This is a genomic window from Litorimonas sp. WD9-15, from assembly GCF_050271975.1.
Lineage (GTDB): Bacteria > Pseudomonadota > Alphaproteobacteria > Caulobacterales > Maricaulaceae > Litorimonas.
In genome coordinates this window covers 2,297,245-2,313,325 of record NZ_CP189850.1, presented here as the reverse complement: position 1 = coordinate 2,313,325, position 16,081 = coordinate 2,297,245, and the positions used below count along the sequence as shown (strand labels likewise).

The following is a 16,081-nucleotide window of genomic DNA, read 5'->3' as shown; positions in this document are numbered from 1 at the left end:
AGCATACGAAACCGTCAGGGACAGACCGCACTGGCCGGAATTCAAACAATCCGGACCGTAGAAGTTCAGCTACCGAAGCAGCGGGAGGCGGCGTCTAGTGGCGGTTTTATTTTTTGGCAAGCGGAAAAATAAAAAAACTTTTCTGCGTTGTTTGCCAAAGCGGGCGGGCAGGGCTATGGCGTGAGGCCTATGACAACACGTCTCAAAATCGCCTCCATCCAAGCTAATCCGGTCGTCGGGGATATCCCCGGCAATTTGAAAAAAGCGGAAAATCATTACGCCAAAGCGAAAGCGGATGGCGCGGATATTATCGTCTTTTCAGAGCTGTTTATTATCGGTTATGCGCCCGAAGATTTGGTCCTGCGCCCGTCCGCTGTGACGGATTGCAAAACCGCCTGTGAGCGTCTCGCGAAAGCGACGAAAAACGGTCCCGCAATCGTGTTTTCCGCGCCGTGGAAAGCGGACGGAAATCTCTATAATGCGGCGCTGTTTATGCGGGGTGGAGAGATCACGGATATTCGGTTTAAACATCATTTGCCTAATTACGGTGTCTTTGATGAGGCCCGTGTTTTCACACGAGGTCCACTGCCTCAGCCTATTGATTTTAATGGTGTTTCGATTGGCCTCCCGATCTGCGAAGACCTCTGGCAAGACACGGTTGCGGCGCATTTGGACCGCGCCGGCGCGGAACTGATGATTTCTCCGAATGGCTCCCCGTGGCGGCGTACGGCATTGTCGGAACGCGCGGCGGCGATGGGCGATAAAGTTATCACCGAAGGCCTCCCGCTCGTCTATGTGAATCAGGTCGGCGGGCAGGATGAATTGGTCTTTGACGGGTCGAGTTTTTCGATGTCAGCCACCGGCGAAATCGTTCAATCGCTCAAGAGCTTTGTGGACGATTACGACGTCGCGACATGGGAGAAAATTGACGGTGTCTGGACTTGCGTCGCGGCCAAACAGGAAGTCCAACTTTCCGGTTATGAAGCCGACTGGCGTGCCATGTGTTTGGGCCTCGGCGATTACGTCAATAAGAACGGTTTCAAGCAAATTATTTTGGGCATGAGCGGCGGTATAGATAGTGCCATGGCGGCAACGATTGCCGTTGATGCACTCGGCCCCGACCGGGTTTGGGCGGTTATGATGCCGACGAAATACACATCCGGCGACTCACTTACTGACGCGGAACAGTGCTGTGAACGTCTAGGATGTCGTTACGATTCCATCCCGATTAAGCCCGCGATTGACGCATTTGATGAAATGTTAGCGCCATTTTTTGGTGATCTTGAACCCTCAACGGCGGAAGAAAACATCCAATCCCGCAGCCGCGCCCTGACCCTCATGGCACTGTCCAACAAGTTCGGACCGATGCTCGTGACAACGGGCAATAAGTCGGAAATGGCCGTGGGATACGCCACGCTCTATGGTGATATGTGCGGTGGATATAATCCGTTGAAAGACGTTTATAAGACCGAAGTCTTCCAACTCGCCCATTGGCGGAATGCGAATACACCGGAAGACCTACTCGGCGCGGATGCCCCCATTCCGTTACGTATCATTACAAAACCACCCTCTGCAGAACTCCGCGATGACCAGAAAGACAGTGACAGCTTGCCCGAATATGACGTGCTGGATGATCTATTGCTGTGCCTCATCGAACTGGAATTGCCGATTGAAGAGATATTGCTGCGCGGCCATAGCGAGGCGGATGTGAAACGGATTCAAAATCTGCTCTACATCGCTGAATATAAACGCCGCCAAGCGCCACCGGGTGTGAAAATCGGCACAAAGAATTTCGGGCGCGACCGCCGCTACCCGATCACAAATCGCTATCGCGATAAGATTCCTGAAGGTGAGATTTAATGTCCACTCCTATTGTTCGCTTTGCGCCGTCCCCGACGGGTCGCCTCCATGTCGGCAATGTCCGTACCGCCCTGATGAATGCGCTATTCGCGCAGGCAGAGCAGGGGACCTTCATCCTACGCATTGATGACACGGATCTGGAACGGTCTACGGCGGAATTTGAGCAGGGCATCAAAGATGACCTGTCATGGCTCGGCGTGACATGGGGCAGGACGTTCAAACAATCCGAGCGTTTCGGCATGTATGACGCAGCGGCAGCGAAGTTGAAAGCCGACGGTCTGCTCTATGCCTGTTATGAAACTTCGGACGAACTCGACCGCCAGAGGAAACTCCTGCGCGTTGCGGGCAAACCGCCTGTCTATAATCGCGCGGCGCTGGAGCTGACGGATGAACAAAAGTCCGCCTATGAAGCGGAAGGGCGGACCCCGCATTGGCGGTTTAAACTTTCCGGCGGGACGGTGACGTGGACGGATATGGTGCGCGGTGATCAGACGATAGACATGTCTTCGCTCTCTGACCCGGTCCTTATTCGCGGCGACGGGTCCTATCTCTACACATTACCCAGTGTTGTCGACGATATTGAGGCCAAGATCACGCATGTCATTCGCGGCGAAGATCACGTCACGAATAGTGGCGCGCAGATTGAAATTTTTCGAGCGCTCTCAGACCATCTACCGCAATTCGCGCATACGCCGCTCCTCGTTGGTGCGGATGGAAAATCACTCTCCAAACGCCTCGGCTCGCTCTCCATGTTGGAACTGCGGGAGCAGGGGATTGAACCGATGTCGATTGCGTCGCTCCTCGCAAAAATCGGAACGTCGGATTCGGTTGAAATTCGTCACAGTCTTGAGGCGCTGGCCTCAGAATTTTCATTCGACAAGATTGGCCGTGCGCCCGCGCGATTTGATGAAAGAGACCTGACAGCTCTCAACGCCAAACTCCTCCATGAAACGCATTATGACGCCGTCGCGGACCGCGTGCCGGGTGATGCCGCGTTCTGGAATATCGTTCGCGCGAATATCGAGAAAATCTCCGACGTTGATGACTGGGCCGATATCGTCCTGAAACCCATGGCGGGTGAGATTGCGGAGGAAGACAAAGACTTTTGTCACGCCGCAGCGGATTTTCTGCCCGACACGGTCCTGCCGGAAACATGGTCCGAACTCATCGGTTATTTGAAGACTGAGACAGGTCGTAAGGGAAAGGGGCTGTTCATGCCGCTCCGCCTCGCTCTAACCGCGCAAGCGCATGGTCCGTCCATGGATGATATGCTGGTCCTGCTCGGTGCGGAAAAAGCGAAAGCGCGTCTGCACGGCGAAACGGCTTAGGCTCTCGTTTTCGTGTCTCCCAGTTGATGCACGTTCCTGTTAGGGGGCGCGCAAATCAATTGAGAGACTTGCTATGACTGAAACTAAATTCCTGAAACCTGCGCTTTTCCTGACGCGGCTTTCTATTTTCTACTTCCTGCTGCCTTGGCAGATCATGCGATTTACGAGTCCTGAATCCGCGAGCGGGATTGCCAAAAAATACTACCACGTCTCCGGCCTGTCCGACTCCTTGGGGCTTGTGATTGGCGTATTCTGGATGGCTTTGCTCATTGCGTTTCTTATCGGATTGAAGAAATCCGTGAGCTACGGCCTCGTCTTTATTCTTCATGCGGGCGCAATTCTGATTGCTTTGCCGGCCTACATCATGGGCACCGAAGGCTTTAACCAACTCTTCCTCGCCGCTATTCCCGCTGCGGCTGCGATGGGCTTGCTCTGGATGCTGCGGCGCGAGGACACGCTGCTGAGCGTCGGTGGAAAGCTGGGTTAAAAACCCGCAAAATTTTAACTGCGGATAAATCTGACTTGCTAAGGTATTGCGTAACTATGTTGTTAACCGACTGCAGGTCCCTTGTTGGTTGACGCTATTCGGGTCTATCCCCTTGGCCCGAAATTTTTATAGACCCTGTGTCTTCCCCAGGCGCAGGGTCTTTTTTTATTTGTCGCGTGGATGTGGTCGCCAGCTTAAAATTGAGCCTCCGATAATCCGGTAGATCGGATCAAAGATTAAGACGGCTGCAATCACTAAAACACCCCATACCCAATGCTGCCCGGTCATCCAGAGCCAGATCATGGTGCCAAAGACGGCGGGGAAGAAAAAGATTGAGAGAGCGAGCCGGATAATAGCCGACGTCTTGCCGGACCTCATGCTTCCAGATCTCGCGGTAAAATAAGATCGACAAATCGCCACGCTTTCGGGTCTAGCCAGTCGCTCTGGCCTTTCGGGACGCGTTTCAGAACTGTGCAAGCCCCCGTCGGATAATCATGGGGCTGCCCTGTGAAATAGTGGTGGAGGTCCGACCAACCCGGATTATGCCCCAGTAGCATTAATGCGCCGTCAGGTTCCGGCGTGATGCCGCAAACCCGCAGAACATCTTGGACGCCCGCATGGTAGAAGTCCGGCGTATAATTGACGGTCTGCGCCCCCGGTGTAACGCGGATAAGGCGCATCGCCGTTTCGCGCGTGCGTTTAGAGTCAGAGCTCCATATTGTATCGAGTGCGTAGCCTCTGGCCGTGAGCGCCGCGCCAACATTGGTCGCCGCGGTTTTGCCACGTTCATTCAATGGGCGCTCGTGATCGCTTAGGCTTCCGTCCGACCAAGAGGATTTTGCGTGACGCATCAGGAGCAAGTGGGACAACATGTTCCCATTCTGCGCCTATTTCATGGTGTAGACAATCCCGATGCGACTGATCGTGTCGGTCTTTTCACGACCCTCAGGGACATCTGTATGCGTTTCAACGCGGAAACTGACACGCAGGGCGAGGCGATCAAACATTTTGGAGGTGGCCGCGACTTCATTGATGAAGAACGTGTCAATGTCAGAATAGAAGAGTTCCGTATCGTTTGTGACTTTGAAATTTTCATGAAAAAGATGCTCAAAATCAGAGAAGAGTCTGGCGGAGGCAAATTCCTCCTCCCGACTGGCTTCACCGCCGGGTGTGCCGGCTGCGAGGCGCGCTTTCTGCGAACGGTAACCTGCACCGCTTTCCAATCGCCAAAGTGTCGGACCGTCGACGAGAACGGAATAACCGACACCCGCGCCAAGAAAACGGCCATGTTTATAGGCGCCAAAATCATCGCTATAATAATCAGCATTGGCAAAGCCATAGACACGCGAGGCGAGGTCACGTCCTATTTTATAGCCGAGACGGTAGCGACGCTTATTTGTGTTCCCGCTATTGCGGCCATAATCTGCGCTGGCTTTGAAATTATGCCGCCAGTCGCTGCCACGATTGGAAATTTTCGTGGCAAAGCCGACATCTGTGGTCTTATTATTGCCCGTTGTCGCGGACCCATTCAGGGCAAATTCGCCCGTCCATCCGGCGTCTTCCTGCGCGTGTGCCGTCAGCGGCACGAATAACAAGACGAGCGGAATGGCGAGGCGGGAGAACATGTTACAGTCTTTCGAAAATCAGCTGTGAGAATTTCAAAATCTTCATAGGAATTCTTGGTTAATCAGAGCTTACGCGCCGCGCACTTTACCGCGCGGCAAGCCCTGTCTATAGCGGCGCAAAATAACCCTTATCGAAACAGGTACTCCCATGTTCGACATCAAAGCCATCCGCGAAAATCCCGAGGAATTCGACCGTTTATGGGCGAAGCGCGGATTGGAACCGCAGACAAAGAAAATCATCGATCAGGACAAACTGATCCGCAAAGCCATGCAAGTTGTGCAAGAGGCCGAAGCCGCTCGAAATAAAAGTTCCAAACTGATCGGCGCAGCGATGGCCAAGGGCGATAAGGAAGAGGCCGAACGTTTGAAAACCGAAGTCGCGGGCGCGAAGAACGTTATCGCGGCGATGGGCGCACAGGTCGAGAGCGAGAAGGCGATGTTGCATGACCTTCTCTCCAGCCTCCCGAACATCCCCTTTGCCGAAACTCCGGAAGGCGAGAGCGAAGACGATAATGTCGAACTCACGAAATGGAGTGAGCCCCGCGTGTTCGATTTCGAGCCGAAGTCTCATGAAGATATTGGTGTCGCGCTCGGCCTGATGGATTTTGAGACGGCGGCGAAGATGAGCGGGTCCAGATTTGTCATCCTGCGAGGCGCGTTGAGCCGGATGGACCGCGCGCTCGCTGCGTTGATGTTGGATATGCAAACGGCGGAGGGGTTTGAGGAGACGAGCCCGCCATTCCTAGTTTGGCCGAAGGCGCTTTACGGCACGAGCCAACTCCCTAAATTTGCGGAGGATCTCTACCCCGCCGGAGAGGATCACTACCTCATTCCAACCGCCGAAGTCTCCCTAACCAACACCGTTCGCGAGTCCATCCTCGACGCCGACACGCTCCCGCGTCGGATGACAGCGCATACGCCTTGTTTCCGGTCTGAAGCCGGATCTGCGGGTCGCGATACGACGGGCATGATCCGTCAGCATCAGTTCAATAAGGTCGAACTCGTCACCATCTGTAAACCTGATGACAGCGAGGCCGAACATAAGAATATGCTGCGTTGCGCCGAATTGGTCCTGCAAAAGCTGGACCTGCCTTACCGCGTCGTCGAGCTCTGCACGGGCGATCTCGGGTTTGGGGCGCGGAAGACCTATGACATCGAAGTCTGGTTGCCGAGCCAGAATACGTACCGCGAGATCAGTTCCATCTCCAATTGCGGAGACTTCCAAGCCCGCCGCATGAATGCCCGCTATAAATTCGCGGAGAAGGATAACCGCTTCGTCCATACCCTAAACGGCAGTGGTTTGGCCGTGGGGCGGACTCTCGTCGCGGTGCTGGAAAATTATCAGAATGAAGACGGGACTGTGACCGTGCCCGACGCGTTGGTGCCCTATATGGGTGGTTTGGAAATTGTTGGATGAAAATCCTCCTTACTAATGATGATGGCGTAAATGCGCGGGGCATTTCTGTTCTACGAGAAATCGCGCTGCAAATCTCGGGTGATGTTTGGACCTGCGCGCCGGATACGGAACAGTCTGCGGCGTCGCGTGGGGTATCTCTTCATAACCCTGTCCGGCTCAAGAAAATTGATGAGCGAATTTACTCGGTCACAGGGACGCCAACTGATTCCGTTATTGTTGCGATGAAAGCCCTAATGCCCGACTCTCCGCCCGACCTCATCCTCTCGGGCGTCAATCGTGGGCAGAACCTGGCCGAGGATGTCACGTTTTCCGGCACGGTCGCGGGCGCGCTACAAGGCATGCAGATGGGCGTTCCATCCGTCGCGCTCTCCCTCGCGCGCGGATTTCAAGGCGCGTCTAGCCTGCCGTGGGAGACAGCATTGGCGCATGGTCCGCAGGTCTTGCGCGATTTACTGGATAAAGGCTGGGCGAAAAACGTTGTCCCGAATGTTAACTTTCCGGATACGCCCGTTGACGGAGTCAAAGGCGTTCAATTCACCCGCCAAGGCCATCGGGATTTTCAAATGACGGGTGTGGATCGTCGGGATCATCCGCGCGGGGGCGACTATTTCTGGCTGACTTACGGCGCGAAGAAATCTGATCCCCCGCAAGGCACTGACCTCCGCGCGATCTATGACGGCTATGTCAGTATCACGCCGCTTCATACGGATTTGACGCATGAAGACAGTTTGGCCAAACTCCTCACGTGAGCATTGATCCCGGATTGATAGACATGATTATGCGGCTGCGCAGTCGCGGGATTTCTTCGAATGCCGTCCTCCGCGCGGTCGAACTCGCGCCGCGTCGACATTTTGTGCCGATGGACAAACGCAAACTCGCCTATGATGCGGTCAATATTCCGATTGCCTGCGGGCAGACCCTGCCGCCGCCCATGACCTCTGCCCTGATGGTACAGCTCTTGGACGTACAACCGGATCAGAAGGTCCTAACGACGGGATTGGGAACGGGTTATCTTGCTGCGCTGCTGTCTCATATGACGACCCGCATCTACACGGTCGAGCGTTATAAGACGCTCATCCGGGAGGCAGATGCGCGGTTTAAGCTTTTGGGTATCCATAATGTTGTCACGCGGCACGGGGACGGACGTTATGGGTGGCCGGGGCAGGCGCCCTTTGATCGGATTATTCTGGGTTATGCGCTCAGGGCCGAACCCGAAACCCTGCTCGAACAACTCGCGCCCGGCGGAAAGCTCCTCGCCGTGATTGACGGGACATTGACCCTATTCGAGAAACCGCGCACGAAAGTCGCAACGACGGACTTGATGCCGCTAGATCTCGATATGGTCGAAGCGGGAAAATCGCGCACTTTATAGAGAGGGCAAGCCGTGTCGGATAATCACCATAAAATCCATTATATCGAACTGCCTGCGCTGAGTGTCACTGATATGAAGGCGTTTTACGGCACGGTCTTCGGCTGGACATTTACGGATTACGGTCCGACTTATGCCGCTTTTCACGGAGCCGGAATTGAGGGCGGATTTGATGCGGATAAAACCTATATCTCGCCGCAACCTGCAGGCGCCTTTATTATACTTTACTCTGACGACCTTGCCGCCACCGAATCCGCCATTGTGACAGCAGGCGGAACGATCAAAGTGCCGACCTATAATTTCCCTGGCGGGAAAAGATTCCACTTTATGGACCCTAGCGGTAACGAATTGGGCGTTTGGGTTGAGGCAGCATCTTAACCTAAATCAATTTACTGAATTATAAGACGTAAAGCCCCCCATATACTCGCCTTTTAGTATTTTTTCTTTGACCCGCCTGAAAAAGGTTATCAAAGTGTTAACAACTATAACTGTATCCAAAGGGTGGGACGATGAGCTTTATTTTCGATTTGAACGATTTGTATGAGGACAATGTCCTGATTGATGGCGGCGCGGGCGTTGAAATGGACTTCGGGTCTAATTTCAATATGACGTCGACTTTGAACCCAAATGCGACCCGCAATCCATTTGACGGTCTGGAGCTGGTACAACTCGACAGCTCATTTGTTGAAGCCATGCTCGACCGTGGTATTCCGGTTGGTGAAGGTTCGGCCTCTGCATTTACAGGACAGCCGGGCGTTTTTGCAACAAATGCTATTCCGGGCCTCACGGCGCCGACTTCAAATTTCGGTTTCGACTTCTTCGTCGATAATGGTGGTAATGATGAGCTGAACGACTTTATCCCACTCGTGGTCGAAGTTGCAACGGCCGCAATGGAATATCTGGGTCAGTTCCTTGTTGGTGCGGATGGCGCTTCCATCGAAGTTGGGATTAGCCTCGTACAACAAGGCCCAAGTGTTCTTGCCTCTGCTGGTGCGGCGGCTTTGTTCTTTGGTGGACAAGTTGATGGCGTTCAGGAAATTCTGACGGGTACGCAGATCGAAATGGTGACTGGACAGGACCCGAATGGCGATGCGGTTGATATTTTTGTAAACATCAACACAGATTTCCTCACACAGCCGTCTGCCTTCTTTGGTACAGACCCTGACCGCGTTGTTCCGGCAGGTTCTTTGGACTATGTTTCAATTCTTGTGCATGAGCTCCTGCATGGTTTCGGCTTTTTCTCTTTCCGGGATAATTCGGGAGAGGATGTGATATTCAATGGTGGACCAATTGAGTCAACTTATGGCTTAAGCGTTGATTTTGAAGACATCGGCGAAGATTTCCTCTCTGCCACATATGATGGCGCTAATGTCGTCGACGTTTACGGAACAGAAGTTCAGTTAGAGACGACCTTTAACAGCGGTGGTTCAGACGTCTCGCATTTCGCATTATTCAATCCTGATGGATCAATTGCTGACACAGCGATTGCACTGATGAATCCGGCCTCAAACCGTGGCGATGTCGCTGAAATAGGCCTTCTTGAACTCGCAGTTCTTCAAGACCTTTTCTATACAGTCATTATTCCCGAGGATACTCCACTCGTGAACGAGTTTGATGGTCTTCCATTCACGCCGACTGTTGCTAGTCCGACATTTATTGGCTTTGGCGGCGGATCAGCCGGGATCAATGTTGTTTTGGACGCGGAATCGCTCTTCTTCTCGTTGCCTGGTTCTGTTGGCATTGAAGTGACAACTTTGGACGGCACAAGTATTACAGACCGTATTCAAGTTCCAGCTGACGCTAGTGCCGTCGGGTTTGCCTTCACTGAAGAGATGCTTCGCGCAATTGTTGAAACAGATATTGCAGCCGTTGACGTACGCCTCTTTAACGGTGCGCAGCTCGATGTAGACTCTAATGAAACAACACGCCTGACTTTCATCGCTGATCTCGATATGGGAACTGATGGTGATGATGTCATGGAGAACACATTCAATCTACCTTCCATTTACTTTGCCGGCACAGGTAACGACATCATGCGCGGCAGCACGGGTGTAGATATTTTCTACGGTGAAGACGGCGATGATACGCTAGTTGGTCGTGGCGGTGATGATGGTCTTAATGGCGGCGCTGGCGATGACTATCTCGGCGGAGGTGGCGGAGACGACACACTCAATGGTGGTGCTGGTGATGATCGCTTGTTTGCAGGATCCGGTAATGACACGGCCTTTGGCGGCGAAGGCGATGATGTTGTTGACGGGGGCGGCTTTGATGATTTTGTTGACGGCGGTGCCGGTGACGATGTTGTGAGAGGCGGAACTGGTAATGATACAGCCCTTGGCGGTGATGGCGACGATTTCGTTAGTGGCGGCGCAGGCGATGATTTCGTTGATGGTGGCGCTGGCGATGATGATCTTCTCGGCGGCTCCGGCAATGACACAGTCGTTGGTGGGGACGGCAATGACGAGATGGACGGCCAAGCCGGTGATGACTCGCTCTTTGGCGAAGCCGGAGACGACTCACTTCTCGGCGGAAACGGCGACGATACGCTTGCCGGCGGTGACGGCGATGACATGCTCAATGGTCAAGTCGGTGATGATTCACTCTTTGGCGAAGCCGGGAATGATATGATTCTTGGTGAGGACGGCGATGACTTTGCGTCTGGCGGCGACGGCGATGATACGCTCGGCGGCGGCAGCGGCAATGATACCCTATCCGGTGATGATGGAGACGACTTCATTCAGGGTGGTCTTGGTGATGACAGCTTGTCTGGCGGCGACGGAGCTGATCGTTTGAACGGTGGTTCCGGTAACGACATTCTCGATGGTGGAACAGGTGATGACATTCTGCTCGGTGGCGGTCGTGATGACAGCTTGACCGGTGGTGAGGGTGATGACCTTCTGAATGGTCAGTCTGGAAATGACACGCTTAACGGTGGTGCAGGACAGGACACACTGACGGGCGGAGCTGGCGCCGATGTGTTTGTCGCATCTCAAGGCAATGGTGTTGATATCATTACCGACTTTGAGGATGGCACGGATATGATCGACCTCTCAGACTTTACAGAAGCTGAAATTCAGGGCGCACTTGACGGTGCTTTCGTTCTTGATGGAAATCTCATCCTGGCTCTCGGCGGCGGCGTTGCTGTCGTCCTCGAAGGTGTCGATATTGCTGATATTACAGCCGACGATATCATCGGGTTGGATGCTGATGACGGCATGATGCTCGTCTAATTTAATTTCCTACTGAAATATTCAACCCGCTTCACCACTCGGTGGGGCGGGTTTTTCTTTATCTAAGTAAAAATATGTGACCAAAAACCTTAGGTTGAATTTAAAAATGTCTGTGGGTTTTGTCGTAACTCACTGTTTTCAATGGGCTTTATGCTCTGGTATTTTTAGACTCCAGAAAAACCCTAGCGAATTCGCCTAAAAAGCGTAAGAGTGATCATTGACCCGTATGAAAATGCAGAAAAACGATCATTAAATTTAAGGGGCGACGCTATGGCATATCGCATTGAAACACTCGAAAACTTCAGCTCATTTGACCTTGAATGGGTACCCGACATGTTGGAGATGCCGGACGAATTTGAAGTTGATTTCACCTTTGAGCCTCCAGTTTTCACACTTAATCCCGTCTCGATATATTCGTCTTTGATCTTTTCGCCTTTTGACGGCGCTATTCTTCCCCCGGGCTATAGCTATGTTGGTGATGAGATTATGGATAATCTCTACGGTGCTGACTCGGCTTGGGCTGATTACGACCCTGACAATTTTAATTTTGGGAATGCCTCGAATTTCATGGCCATTCCGGGGTTGACCGCGCCTATGTCAAATCTCTTCGGGTCCACGATTTCCGTCTCGACAGGCGGCAATTCCGACCTGGATCAATATGTTCAACAGGTGACAGATTTGGCACAGGCCGCGCTCAATAATATTGCGCAATATATTCAAGCTGCCGCCGGCGCATCATTGGATGTTGCCATCACTTTAGCCCAGCAAGGGCCGAGTACGGTTGCGTCCGCAGGTGCGGGGGCACTCTATTTTAGCGGTGAAACGATTAACGGGTTTTCCGAAATTGTAACAGCGTCACAACTTGAATTTGTCACGGGTAATGACCCAAATGGGGCAGGCGCTGATATCGTTGTGACGGTGAATACCGATTTCCTGACGAGTGCCAGTGCATTCTTGGAAACGGGTGCGAACAGAATGCCGGGTGCAAATCAGATCGATTATGTTTCCGTTCTCACTCATGAAATTATGCATGGTTTGGGGTTTTTCTCATTCCGCGATAATTCCGGCAATGCTTCAAACCCAAGCAATCCACCAAACATTGAGTCCACCTACGGTGTAAATGTTGATTTTGGTGTTGAAGGGTTCGGCACACTCGTACCCCGCTATAGCGGCGATAATGTTCTGGATGTTTACGGCGAGGACGTCCTGGCGGAGTATCTCTTTAACAGCGCTGGGTCAGACGTGTCTCATTTCGGGCGGTTTGATGCTTTTGGCCAGGAAACAGATCTACGGTTTGCTCTCATGAACCCGAGCGTTGTTTTGGGCGATGTCACAACAATTGGCGCTATCGAACTCGCTGTATTCCGCGACCTTGGATATGATGTGCAGAATGATGCGACGGTGGAACTCGTCAACCGGCGCGATTCATTGGCTAATAATGTCACTTTGGATGTTGCTGCAGATCTCTCAACGACATTTAGTTCGACGGGCTTGTTCGTATCACGCTCTGCTACAAACACAGGCCAAGGTTTGGTGAGTCTCGGTGTCTCCGCAACACTGGCCGACGGGACCGTTCAATCCGGGCGTGTGCGTTTGACTGATGCTGAACCCTTCGCCTTATTTACGTTCTTGGATGATTTCCTGTTTGCCATTGGAGAAGCAGGAGGCGGCGATATTGATATGCGCGCTTTTTATGGTGCGAATGCCGCCTTAACGAGTGGGCAGATCGAAGAAAACTTTACGGTCACTTTTGAGACGCAACCCGCCACAACGGGTAATGATGTCATTAATGGGACAGCCGATAGTGATCGCCTTGTCGGTGGTGCCGGCAATGATGAACTCAGAACATTTGACAGTGACGACGTTGCACTCGGAGGACGTGGGAGCGATTTCATAGTCTTGGGTTTAGGCGATGACCATGCTTATGGCGGCACGGGCAATGATACTATTCGGGGCGATGAAGGCTTTGATCGTCTCTATGGAAATGGTGGCCGTGATACGCTGCGCGGCGGTGATGGGGTAGACTCCATCTTTGGCGGTGCGGATCGCGATACAATTTTCGGTGATCTAGATGACGACTATATCGAAGGTGGTGCCGGGAATGACCGGATCTTTGGCGGGGAAGGTTCAGACACCATTCTTGGCGGAGATGGGGTGGATAATATTGATGGTGACGCTGGCGGTGACACAATTTTTGGTGGTGCGCAGGGCGATACAATCCGCGGCGAAGGCGGCGATGATATCATAAATGGTGAAGCTGGCCTTGACCGTCTATTTGGCGGCGAGGGTACGGATACCATCACTGGTGGTGATGGCGATGATCGCATCTTTGGTGGTGACGATGGCGATTTTCTCTTCGGGGAAGCCGATGATGATCTGATCTATGGTGAGTTAGGAAATGATGAGATTACCGGCGGCGCAGGTCGTGACCGTCTTTTTGGTGGCGAGGGTAACGATACGATTAATGGTGGTGATGATAATGACCGCGTGATCGGAAATGAGGGTGAAGATATCCTGAATGGGGATGCTGGAAATGATACGCTCGGTGGGGGTATCGACAATGACGAACTCTTTGGCGGCACTGGCGATGATACGCTGCTCGGCGGCGACGGATCTGATATCTTGCTCGGCGGCGCTGATGATGATCGTCTATTCGGCGGTGAAGGGCCCGACATCTTGGATGGCGGAACGGGCAATGATCGTCTGAACGGCGGAACCGGAGGGGACTTATTCGTCTTTGGTGTCGGCTATGGTGTCGATATTATTCAAGATTTTGAAGATGGTATCGACGAGCTCCAAGCGACGGGCTATACGACAGCTGAGATTCAGACTGCCATTGATAACGCTTTCATGGCCTCAATCTACCTCATCCTTGATTTCGGGAATGGAGATCAACTCCGCATCGCGAATGTCATGGACGGCGATATTACGATAGACGATTTCGTTGCCTGATTGCGTTCTAATCAAATAAAGCTCCTCGCCAGATGGCGGGGTGTTTATATTTTAGTTCAAGTTATATCGGCGTGTGATGCCGAGTGTTGCAAATAAGCCTGACGCTGAACCGTCAGGGGCTGTCATAATCGGACTGTCGCGATAATCGCCCAACGCTTCGCGGTAAGATATGACGCCTGTTAAACTCCAATTTACATCAATGTCCACCCCGCCTAAAACTGTGACGGAAGCTTGGTGAAACCCGCTCTTTACATCAAATGCGGATAGGTTTGAGGCCGCAGCCTGATCCGATGTAATACCGTAAATAGATTGCGTATAATTTGCGTCCGCCTAACTGAGCGTCGCGATGGGCTATATATACCAGCCTTTTCCGGGGTAGCGCGTGCCAACTGACAGATCCGTGACGAACCCATCGTGATCGCCAATGATGTCCTGTCCCGCTGACATATCAAATCCGATAATGCCGATTGTGGACTTCACATATCCACCCAAAACCGCACTCGAGTCTATGTCGTCTAATCCTTCCAAGGTCGGACCGTCATTGCTATCACGCCCAAAGTCGAAACCCAGACTTGGGCCGGCCTGAAGGGATCAGGTCCCGGGGCCTTGACCTGTCCCTGCCTCAAAAACAGTTCGGGACAGTCGCAGCCCGGACAGGTCAAAGCCGTAAAGGTCTTGAAAGCCGATATAGGGCAGGAGGTTAGTCTGATAATCCTCAGATCAGACATAGGCGGGGCGCGTCAGAACGGCACCGCCCAGATCAATATAGCTCTCACTCTCAGCTTTATCATCGGCAAATGCACCGAGTGGAAATCCAAAGGCGAGGAGAAGAATGGAGAGTATTTTACGGGTCACAGATTTCATACGATGATGGCGCGACCAAAGACTTTTTCGTCTTTATATGTTGAGTTTTTTTGCAGGATGCATCCCGTCCACATAGCCCATGAAGGGCGAGTGGATGGAATAGCCTAAGAGTTCCCGCGCACGTTTTGGGAGCTTACTTGCAATTTCCGGCGGTACGGCAAGCGACATGTTTTCCAATTGTCGCGCCCACCCCACGCAATATTGTGGTGTGATAATGGTTCGAGATTGATCCGTCCGGTTCGCGCCGCCGCGATGCCAAAGCGTGCTTTTGGCAATCATGAGAGAGCCAGCCGGCAGTTCCGGCGTCACAATATCGAACTTGGCGTCATCCCTGCTGTAATCTCGATCATGGCGTTCGAAGACTTCGCCCGTGACGTCCAGTGGGTTTTCGGCGTCGCCCCATTCATGACTCCCGCGAATGAATTGCGTCGCCCCATTTTCTACCGTTGTCGCGTCAATCGCCCAGAAGGCCGACAGTCCCCAAGCGTGGCGAGGACGTGCGGCAAGCATATGCGCATCATCATGATGCCAGGGCTGCACCGTTTCATCCCGATGCAATTGAATGGCGAGGCAGGCCGAGAGTAACATCGACTCGCCGAGCTCGGCCTCCGCAAAGCTGAGGGCCAGGGGATGCGTCGCGAGTTCCGCGAAAATGGGATGCTTGGCCAATAAAGCATAGACACGGTTTGTCCGCGTCCCTTCGAAATCATTCCGACCTTTCAGCGGGGTGTCAAGATGAGGCGCGAGGGCCGTTTTGATCGCCGTGAGTTTGTCTTGCGAAAGGACGTTCTCGAAAACGAGATAGCCTTCTGTGTCGTAACGCACTTTCGCGTCTTCAAAGCTTTCCGGGCCCAGCCATTTTGAAATATCTGTCATACCTTATTGTGACACAAATCAGGCAGCGGGACCACAATATGCATTGATGAATATATCGTGTGGGCCATTTGAT

Annotated in this window: 16 protein-coding genes; 9 read left to right on the top strand and 7 right to left on the bottom strand. The window is 52.8% G+C overall.

The genetic code is table 11. The annotated features are described in order from the left end of the window. Nucleotides 1-189: 189 nt before the first annotated feature. From ACP9M6_RS10790 to ACP9M6_RS10780, 3 genes are all read left to right on the top strand, one after another. Complete coding sequence (locus tag ACP9M6_RS10790; protein WP_427450999.1) at nt 190-1,860, top strand: NAD+ synthase; 1,671 nt, start codon at nt 190-192, stop codon at nt 1,858-1,860. Further along, nucleotides 1,860-3,188, top strand: a complete 1,329-nt coding sequence (gltX, locus tag ACP9M6_RS10785) for a glutamate--tRNA ligase (RefSeq protein ID WP_427450997.1) — start codon at nt 1,860-1,862, stop codon at nt 3,186-3,188. The genes ACP9M6_RS10790 and gltX overlap by 1 nt, the downstream gene beginning before the upstream one ends. A gap of 73 nt (nt 3,189-3,261) precedes the next feature. Further along, nucleotides 3,262-3,675 (top strand): hypothetical protein, encoded by a 414-nt coding sequence (locus ACP9M6_RS10780; RefSeq protein WP_427450995.1) that lies wholly within the window; start codon nt 3,262-3,264, stop codon nt 3,673-3,675. Nucleotides 3,676-3,840: 165 nt separating this feature from the next. On the opposite strand, the gene ACP9M6_RS10775 is transcribed toward ACP9M6_RS10780, so the two are convergent. From ACP9M6_RS10775 to ACP9M6_RS10765, 3 genes are read right to left on the bottom strand one after another with little or no spacing between them, the layout of a single operon-like run. Continuing rightward, the gene (locus tag ACP9M6_RS10775; protein ID WP_427450993.1) at nt 3,841-4,053 is read right to left on the bottom strand and encodes a hypothetical protein; all 213 of its coding nucleotides are present in this window, start codon (nt 4,051-4,053) and stop codon (nt 3,841-3,843) included. Further along, nucleotides 4,050-4,547: a SixA phosphatase family protein gene (locus tag ACP9M6_RS10770; protein WP_427450990.1), complete on the bottom strand. Its 498-nt coding sequence runs from the start codon at nt 4,545-4,547 to the stop codon at nt 4,050-4,052. The genes ACP9M6_RS10775 and ACP9M6_RS10770 overlap by 4 nt, the downstream gene beginning before the upstream one ends. A gap of 15 nt (nt 4,548-4,562) precedes the next feature. Continuing rightward, complete coding sequence (locus ACP9M6_RS10765; RefSeq protein WP_427450989.1) at nt 4,563-5,300, bottom strand: DUF481 domain-containing protein; 738 nt, start codon at nt 5,298-5,300, stop codon at nt 4,563-4,565. A gap of 148 nt (nt 5,301-5,448) precedes the next feature. Here ACP9M6_RS10765 and serS point away from each other — a divergent pair, with 148 nt between their 5' ends. The 6 genes from serS to ACP9M6_RS10735 all read left to right on the top strand — a co-directional run bounded on the left by serS (nt 5,449) and on the right by ACP9M6_RS10735 (nt 14,268). Beyond that, nucleotides 5,449-6,717 carry a serine--tRNA ligase gene (gene serS / locus ACP9M6_RS10760; RefSeq protein ID WP_427450988.1) on the top strand — a complete coding sequence of 423 codons (1,269 nt, stop codon included), beginning with the start codon at nt 5,449-5,451 and terminating at the stop codon, nt 6,715-6,717. Continuing rightward, a complete protein-coding gene (gene surE / locus ACP9M6_RS10755) occupies nt 6,714-7,466 on the top strand; it encodes a 5'/3'-nucleotidase SurE (RefSeq protein ID WP_427450986.1) in 753 nt (250 codons plus the stop codon). The genes serS and surE overlap by 4 nt, the downstream gene beginning before the upstream one ends. Then, nucleotides 7,463-8,089: a protein-L-isoaspartate O-methyltransferase family protein gene (locus ACP9M6_RS10750; protein ID WP_427450984.1), complete on the top strand. Its 627-nt coding sequence runs from the start codon at nt 7,463-7,465 to the stop codon at nt 8,087-8,089. Before surE ends, ACP9M6_RS10750 begins: the two co-directional genes overlap by 4 nt. Nucleotides 8,090-8,101: 12 nt before the next feature. After that, nucleotides 8,102-8,464: a VOC family protein gene (locus tag ACP9M6_RS10745; RefSeq protein ID WP_427450983.1), complete on the top strand. Its 363-nt coding sequence runs from the start codon at nt 8,102-8,104 to the stop codon at nt 8,462-8,464. A gap of 131 nt (nt 8,465-8,595) precedes the next feature. Continuing rightward, on the top strand, nt 8,596-11,316 hold the full coding sequence (locus tag ACP9M6_RS10740) for a calcium-binding protein (RefSeq protein WP_427450981.1): 2,721 nt from the start codon (nt 8,596-8,598) through the stop codon (nt 11,314-11,316). A 270-nt stretch (nt 11,317-11,586) separates the two neighbouring features. Further along, nucleotides 11,587-14,268, top strand: coding sequence for a hypothetical protein (locus ACP9M6_RS10735; protein WP_427450980.1), 2,682 nt, complete (start codon nt 11,587-11,589; stop codon nt 14,266-14,268). A 51-nt stretch (nt 14,269-14,319) separates the two neighbouring features. On the opposite strand, the gene ACP9M6_RS10730 is transcribed toward ACP9M6_RS10735, so the two are convergent. The 4 genes from ACP9M6_RS10730 to ACP9M6_RS10715 form a co-directional block, all read right to left on the bottom strand. Next, nucleotides 14,320-14,565: a MipA/OmpV family protein gene (locus ACP9M6_RS10730; protein ID WP_427454783.1), complete on the bottom strand. Its 246-nt coding sequence runs from the start codon at nt 14,563-14,565 to the stop codon at nt 14,320-14,322. A 54-nt stretch (nt 14,566-14,619) separates the two neighbouring features. Beyond that, on the bottom strand, nt 14,620-14,796 hold the full coding sequence (locus ACP9M6_RS10725; protein WP_427450979.1) for a hypothetical protein: 177 nt from the start codon (nt 14,794-14,796) through the stop codon (nt 14,620-14,622). Nucleotides 14,797-14,988: 192 nt separating this feature from the next. After that, nucleotides 14,989-15,123, bottom strand: a complete 135-nt coding sequence (locus ACP9M6_RS10720; RefSeq protein ID WP_427450977.1) for a hypothetical protein — start codon at nt 15,121-15,123, stop codon at nt 14,989-14,991. 42 nt (nt 15,124-15,165) lie between these two features. Beyond that, the gene (locus ACP9M6_RS10715; RefSeq protein ID WP_427450975.1) at nt 15,166-16,008 is read right to left on the bottom strand and encodes a phytanoyl-CoA dioxygenase family protein; all 843 of its coding nucleotides are present in this window, start codon (nt 16,006-16,008) and stop codon (nt 15,166-15,168) included. Nucleotides 16,009-16,081: the final 73 nt, after the last annotated feature.